Raw genomic sequence first — 5,601 nt, forward strand, 5'->3', positions numbered from 1 at the left:
GCGGCGGGCGTGTGGGGGTGGGGGGGGGGGGCGGGGCCCCCGCCCCCGACGCGACGGCGTCGGCGACCGGGCCGATGTCGTCCGGGCCCAGCTGCGAGACCGTGAGGCGCACACCGGGCGGCGCGGCCATCCGGAAACGGGCGCCGGGGGCGACGGCCCAGCCGGAGTGCAGCAGCCGCGCCACCACCCCGGTCTCGTCCGGCACCGGCACCCACACGTTCATCCCGCTGCGGCCGCAGGCGTCGAGCCCCCGCCCGGCCAGCGCCTCGATCAGCGCGTCCCGGCGCCTCCCGTACGACAGCGAGACCGCCGGGACATCGACGGCGCCCGAGGTCCACAGCTCGACGACCGCGCTCTGCAGCAGATGGCTGACCCAGCCGGGGCCGAGCCGCTGACGGCCCAGTACCCGGTCCATGGTGATCGTGTCGCCGGTCAGCACGGCGAGCCGCAGATCGGGCCCGTACGCCTTGGAGACCGACCGCACGAAGGCCCAGTGATCTGTGGCCCCGGCCAGCGGACTCAGCGGCAGATCGGCGATCCCGTGTCCGTGGTCGTCCTCGATGAGCAGGACGCCCGGATGGTCCCGCAGCAGGGTCCGCAGCGCATCGGCGCGCGCCGGACTCACCGCCGCGCCCGTGGGGTTCTGCGCGCGGGCGGTCACCACGAGCGCGCGGGCCCCTTCGCGCAGCGCCCGCTCCGCCTCCCCCGGGAGCGGCCCCTCGCTGTCGACCCCCATCGGCACCGGGCGCAGCCCGAGCGCGGGAACGAGATCGAGCAGGGCGCCCCAGCCCGGGTCCTCGATGGCGACGGAGTCACCGGGCCTGAGGTGCGCGGCGAGCACCCGCTCGATCCCGTCGAGCGAACCGGACAGCACCGCGAGCGGCCCCTGCGGCACGCCGTCGGCGCCGAGGGCGGCGCGCGCCAGCCGTTCGAGCCCGGGGTCGACGCCCGCCTCCCCGTACAGCACGGCCCGCTCGTCACTGCGCGCGGCGGCCGCGGCCAGCGCTCCGGCGAGCGGGGGCAGCAGCGCGCGGTCCGGGTTGCCCGATGCGAGGTCACGCACCCCGGCCGGGATGTCGGCCCGGATGGACTCCCGCGCCGTACTGGCCGGCCGGGGGCGCACCCGGCTTCCCCTGCGGCCCGCCGTCGCGATCACCCCGCGGTCCCGGAGCGTCCGGTAGGCGGCGCCGACCGTATTCGGATTCACCCCCAGCTGATCCGCCAACTCCCTTAGTGGTGGCAGTAGTTGCCCTGGAGCTAGCACACCGGAGCCGACCGCGCGCTCCACGCTCGCCGCGATCTCCGTTGCACGCCTGCCTTCGATCCCATACTCTCCTAGCACAAAGAAGATTATGCACTAGCGCAATGGAGAACGCAATGTCCGATACCCCTCCGGCCGCTTCCCGGCAGCAGGACGCGCCCTATGTGCCGACCGCCCGTACGGTCCCCACCCGTTCCCGGGAGCGGGCCTCGTACGACCGTGAACTGGTGCACTCCGTGCTGGACGAGGGATACGTCTGCCACCTCGGGTTCCTCCGCGACGGCGCGCCCGTCGTACTGCCGACGCTGTACGCCCGGGTGGGCGAGCGCCTCTACGTCCACGGCTCGACGGGCTCCCGTCCGCTGCGGGCGGCGGGCCAGGCGGACCCCGGCATCGCGGTCTGTCTGACGGTCACACATGTCGACGGTCTGGTCCTGGCCCGGTCCGCCTTCCACCACTCGATCAACTACCGCTCCGTGGTGGTCCACGGCACGGCCCGCCAGGTCACCGACGCCGACGAGCGGCGCACCGCTCTCGACGCGATCGTCGAGCAGGCCGTGCCGGGCCGGTCGCACGACTCGCGCCCCGCCGACGCCAAGGAGCTGGCGGCCACCGCCGTGATCCGCCTGGACCTGGAGGAGCTGTCCGTCAAGACGCGCACCGGCGGCCCCAACGACGAGCCCGAGGACCTCGCCCTCCCGTACTGGTCGGGTGTCGTGCCGGTGAGCCGCGGATACGGCACCCCGGTCCGGTCGGACGACCTCGACCCGTCGGTCGCCCTGCCGGACTACCTCGCCCGCCTCTGAACCGCGCGAGCGAGGCACATCGCCGAGCACCGGCCGGAGCCGGCTCAGGCCGGTACCGGCCTGCGGCGCGCGGCTGCCGCCCGCATCTCCCCGTACGCGAGACCGACGACGGCCGCGAGAAGCAGCAGGGTGCCGAGGACCGTGCCCGGGGTGAGCCGCTCCCCGAGCAGGGCCACGGCGATGACCGCGGCGCTCACCGGTTCAAGCAGCATGATCACCGAGACCGTGGCCGAGCGGACCACCGCGGCACCGGTGAAGTACAGCGCGTAGGCGAGTGCGGTGGGCACCGCGGCGACATAGGCCAGCAGGCCCGCCACCCTGGCCGGTTCGACGGTGTGCGGGAGGAGCCCCTCCGCCACGGCGAGCGGCAGCAGGACGACGGTTCCCAGAGCGAGGGACCAGGCCGTGGTGGAGAGCGGGTCGCCGCCCCCGCTGCGGCCGAGCCACAGGGTCAGCAGGGTCATCGCCGCGTACCCGGCGGCGGAGAGCAGCGCCCAGCCGACCCCGGCGGGGTGCACGGCTCCGCCGCCGCTGCCCAGGACCAGCACCACGAGTCCGCCGAGCGCACCCGCGACGGCGGTGACCCCGCCCCCGCCCAGCCGCTCACCCATGGTCAGCCGGGCACCGACGGCGATGAGCACGGGCCCGGCGCCCAGGGTCACGACGGTGGCCACGGCGAGCCCGGTGAGCTGGACAGCGGCGAAATAGGCGACCTGGAAGAGCGTGAACGCCACCCCGGTCGCGACGGTGCGCAGCACCAGCCGGGCGCGCGGCTCGGCGGGCCGGGACGTCCGGTGCGGGCGGCGGCGCACGGCCCGCACGGCGAGCAGCAGCACCAGACCGCCGGCGCACCGCCAGAAGGTGAGCGAGACGGGCCCGAGATCACTGGCCCCGTAGAGCAGCGAGGCCGAGGCCCCGGCGGTACCCCAGGCCACTCCGGCCACGGACAGATACAGGAGACTCCGGCGGACGGACAGCCCGGCGTCGGAGTGCGGCACATGCGTCACGTACTTCTCCATGAGGAAGACGGGGAAAGGCGGTCGCTGAACTCCGTGCGCGGGCAGCGACGAGCCGCTCGGGGGACACCCGAGCCCGGTCTCCGTCAGAGGATGCGGCCGCCCGCGCTACGCGGCGGGGGGCGGCAGTACGGTGAGATGCATGGGCCAAACCCTAACGGACGGCGCTACGTTGCGCTCCGGCCGGCCGGTGACTCCGCCACCACCGCGGCCGGTGCGCCCGCCACCGGACCCGAAGGGGGCTTCGGCGCCGACGACTGGGCGACGAACGCGCCGAGCAGCACCACGGTCCCGCCCGCGATCTGCGGCGCGGCGAGGTGCTCCCCGAGCAGCACCCAGGCGAGCACGGTCGCGATGACCGCTTCGAGACAGGCGACCACCCCGGCCACCTGCGGGGAGAGCCTGCGGACCGAGACCACCCCGGAGACATAGGCGACGACGGTGGCGACCAGGACGATCCAGCCGAGCAGCAGCCAGGCGGGCACCGTGGCTCCGTTCATCTGCGCCTGCCCGGCGAGCAGGGACCAGTCCATCCGCCACGGACGGGCCACCGTCGTCAGCAGGGCGGTTCCGACGAGCAGTCCGTACGCGATGACCCCCAGCGGGTCGGCGCCGCCATCACCGTCGCCGCCGTGGTCCGACAGGACGAAGTAACCGACCTGGCAGCAGGCGGCGCCGAGCGCGAGCAGCAGTCCGAGTGCGTCGAAGCCCAGCCCGGACCAGATCTCGACCACACAGGCGAGCCCGCCGGCCGCGAGCACCACCCCCACGGCGGCGGCCCGGGTCACCGGTCTGCGCTGCACGAAGCGGACCCAGCCCAGGACGAGCGCGGGCGCCAGGTACTCGACGAGCAGGGCCACGCCGACGGGGATACGGGAGAGGGCCGCGAAGTAGCACGCCTGGACGCCCGCGACGGCGAGCAGCCCGAAGCCGATGAGCAGCGCGGGCCTGCGCCGTACGAGATCCCGGTGGCGCCAGGCGACCGGCAGCATCACCAGGGCCGCTCCGGCCACCCGGAGCCAGACCACGTGCAGCGGGTCGAGCCCCGCCTCGATCAGCGGCTTGGCCGCGACACCCGACCCGCCGAACGCGAAGGCCGACACCAGGGCGAGCCCCAGGCCGACGCTCTTCCCCCGAGTCCCCCGAGACGCACGCATCGGCACATCATGGCAGGTGCCGTCAGGAGCGTCATCACCGACGGGCCTGGCGGGTACCGCCCTCCAGGCGCTCCGCGAGGAGTTCCGCGTCCACCCCGGCGCGGCCCAGCACCTCCACGGCGCGGCACTCGCGGTCGCGGGCGAGCGCGGCCAGCAGATCGAGCCCGCTCGCCCGCCGGTTCCCGCGCCCCTCCGCCCTCTCCAGGGCGCCCTCCATGGCCGCGACAGCCGCGGGCGACCAGCCGGTCACCCCGGGCTCGGCCACCACGGGGACGGCCCCCGAGTCCTCCACCGATCCCTGCCAGCGCAGCCCGTAGCCGATGCTGCGCTGGACGAGATAGCCGAGCACCTTGGCCACCTGCGGGCCGTCGTCGAAGGCGGCCCGCACCTCGGGGTCGGTCTCGATCACCGAGTGCAGCAGATGGGCCGTATCGATCTGGCGATCGCCGTCACGCAGCGCACGCCGGCGTGCGCCTGCCACAACCGTCGCCAGTTCCACGGTCAGCCCGGCTTCGATGTCGGCTCGGGACGGGGCGGGCTGGTCGTTCGGACGGGTAGGGCTATGCACGTCTCCCAGCTCATCAGCCATCTACGCCCCGAACATCCCCGCCGGGGAGCATTTACCCGTCCCACGCAAGTTGGGCACACCCACCCGGACCCTCCTCCTTACGGATGAGACGGCGACGGCCCGCACCCGCCCACCACCAAGGGGGCGCACGCCCCCTCCGTACCGGACCCCGCATACCTGACGGTTCATCAGTATTGAATGTTCCGGAGCCAGGAGCTACGTTCCGCGACATCACAACCCGACAAGAAGGGGTGGTCGCATGGCCGAAGTCAGCGCCGAGGCTCGGATCGAAGCACCGGCCGAGAAGGTCTGGTCCCAGCTGACCGACTTCAGCGCGTACGGCGAGTGGAACGCGACCCACACCAGCTTCCCCAAGGGCGGCCCGGCCACGCTCGCCGTGGGGTCCACCTACGAGGAGAACATGAAGCTGATGGGCTTCCCGGCGGAGGTGAACTGGACCGTCGACGAGCTGACACCGGAAGCCCTGCTGGTCACCCGCGGGAAGGGACCGATGGGCGTCAGCCTCGCGATGCGCTACTCACTCACCCCGGACGGCGACGCCACGGTGGTCCGCATCGACGGCGAGTTCACGGGAGCCGCCGTGTCCCTGATGGCCGGCAAACTCAAGGACTCGGCGACCGCCGCACTCCAGGAGTCGGTGCGCAGACTCGCGGGCCTGGTGACCTGAGCCAGACCGGCCCCGTACGACCGCGGGGGGGGGCCCCCCGGCCCCGGGGGGGGGGCCCCCCCCCCCCCCCGGTGTGTATGAGAGCAACAGCGCCCAAAACAAAAA

At 73.9% G+C, this 5,601-nt stretch carries 6 protein-coding genes; 2 read left to right on the forward strand and 4 right to left on the reverse strand.

The genetic code is table 11. From position 1 onward, the window contains the following. Positions 1-1,342: aminotransferase class I/II-fold pyridoxal phosphate-dependent enzyme (locus ACFXBC_RS30205; protein ID WP_385031492.1), on the reverse strand; the 1,342-nt coding region annotated here is incomplete at its 3' end. Between the two features lie 35 nt (positions 1,343-1,377). Between ACFXBC_RS30205 and ACFXBC_RS30210 the strand changes: the two genes are divergently transcribed. Next, on the forward strand, positions 1,378-2,067 hold the full coding sequence (locus tag ACFXBC_RS30210; RefSeq protein WP_385031495.1) for a pyridoxamine 5'-phosphate oxidase family protein: 690 nt from the start codon (positions 1,378-1,380) through the stop codon (positions 2,065-2,067). Between the two features lie 44 nt (positions 2,068-2,111). Here ACFXBC_RS30210 and ACFXBC_RS30215 read toward each other — a convergent pair whose 3' ends face one another. From ACFXBC_RS30215 to ACFXBC_RS30225, 3 genes are all read right to left on the reverse strand, one after another. After that, on the reverse strand, positions 2,112-3,086 hold the full coding sequence (locus ACFXBC_RS30215) for a DMT family transporter (protein ID WP_385031498.1): 975 nt from the start codon (positions 3,084-3,086) through the stop codon (positions 2,112-2,114). 164 nt (positions 3,087-3,250) lie between these two features. Further along, positions 3,251-4,240 carry a DMT family transporter gene (locus ACFXBC_RS30220; protein WP_385031501.1) on the reverse strand — a complete coding sequence of 330 codons (990 nt, stop codon included), beginning with the start codon at positions 4,238-4,240 and terminating at the stop codon, positions 3,251-3,253. A gap of 34 nt (positions 4,241-4,274) precedes the next feature. Next, on the reverse strand, positions 4,275-4,829 hold the full coding sequence (locus tag ACFXBC_RS30225; protein ID WP_385031504.1) for a Clp protease N-terminal domain-containing protein: 555 nt from the start codon (positions 4,827-4,829) through the stop codon (positions 4,275-4,277). A gap of 238 nt (positions 4,830-5,067) precedes the next feature. Between ACFXBC_RS30225 and ACFXBC_RS30230 the strand changes: the two genes are divergently transcribed. Beyond that, entirely contained in the window at positions 5,068-5,496 is a 429-nt protein-coding gene (locus ACFXBC_RS30230; protein WP_385031507.1) for an SRPBCC family protein, read from the forward strand. Positions 5,497-5,601 lie beyond the last annotated feature (105 nt).

It is taken from the genome of Streptomyces sp. NPDC059398, from assembly GCF_042751845.1.
Lineage (GTDB): Bacteria > Actinomycetota > Actinomycetes > Streptomycetales > Streptomycetaceae > Streptomyces.

Excerpts from the sequence above, each read along its gene's own strand:
- ACFXBC_RS30210 (WP_385031495.1), top strand. The coding sequence starts at position 1,378 with ATGTCCGATACCCCTCCGGCCGCTTCCCGGCAGCAGGACGCGCCCTAT.
- ACFXBC_RS30215 (WP_385031498.1), bottom strand. The coding sequence starts at position 3,086 with ATGGAGAAGTACGTGACGCATGTGCCGCACTCCGACGCCGGGCTGTCC.
- ACFXBC_RS30220 (WP_385031501.1), bottom strand. The coding sequence starts at position 4,240 with ATGCGTGCGTCTCGGGGGACTCGGGGGAAGAGCGTCGGCCTGGGGCTC.
- ACFXBC_RS30225 (WP_385031504.1), bottom strand. The coding sequence starts at position 4,829 with ATGGCTGATGAGCTGGGAGACGTGCATAGCCCTACCCGTCCGAACGAC.
- ACFXBC_RS30230 (WP_385031507.1), top strand. The coding sequence starts at position 5,068 with ATGGCCGAAGTCAGCGCCGAGGCTCGGATCGAAGCACCGGCCGAGAAG.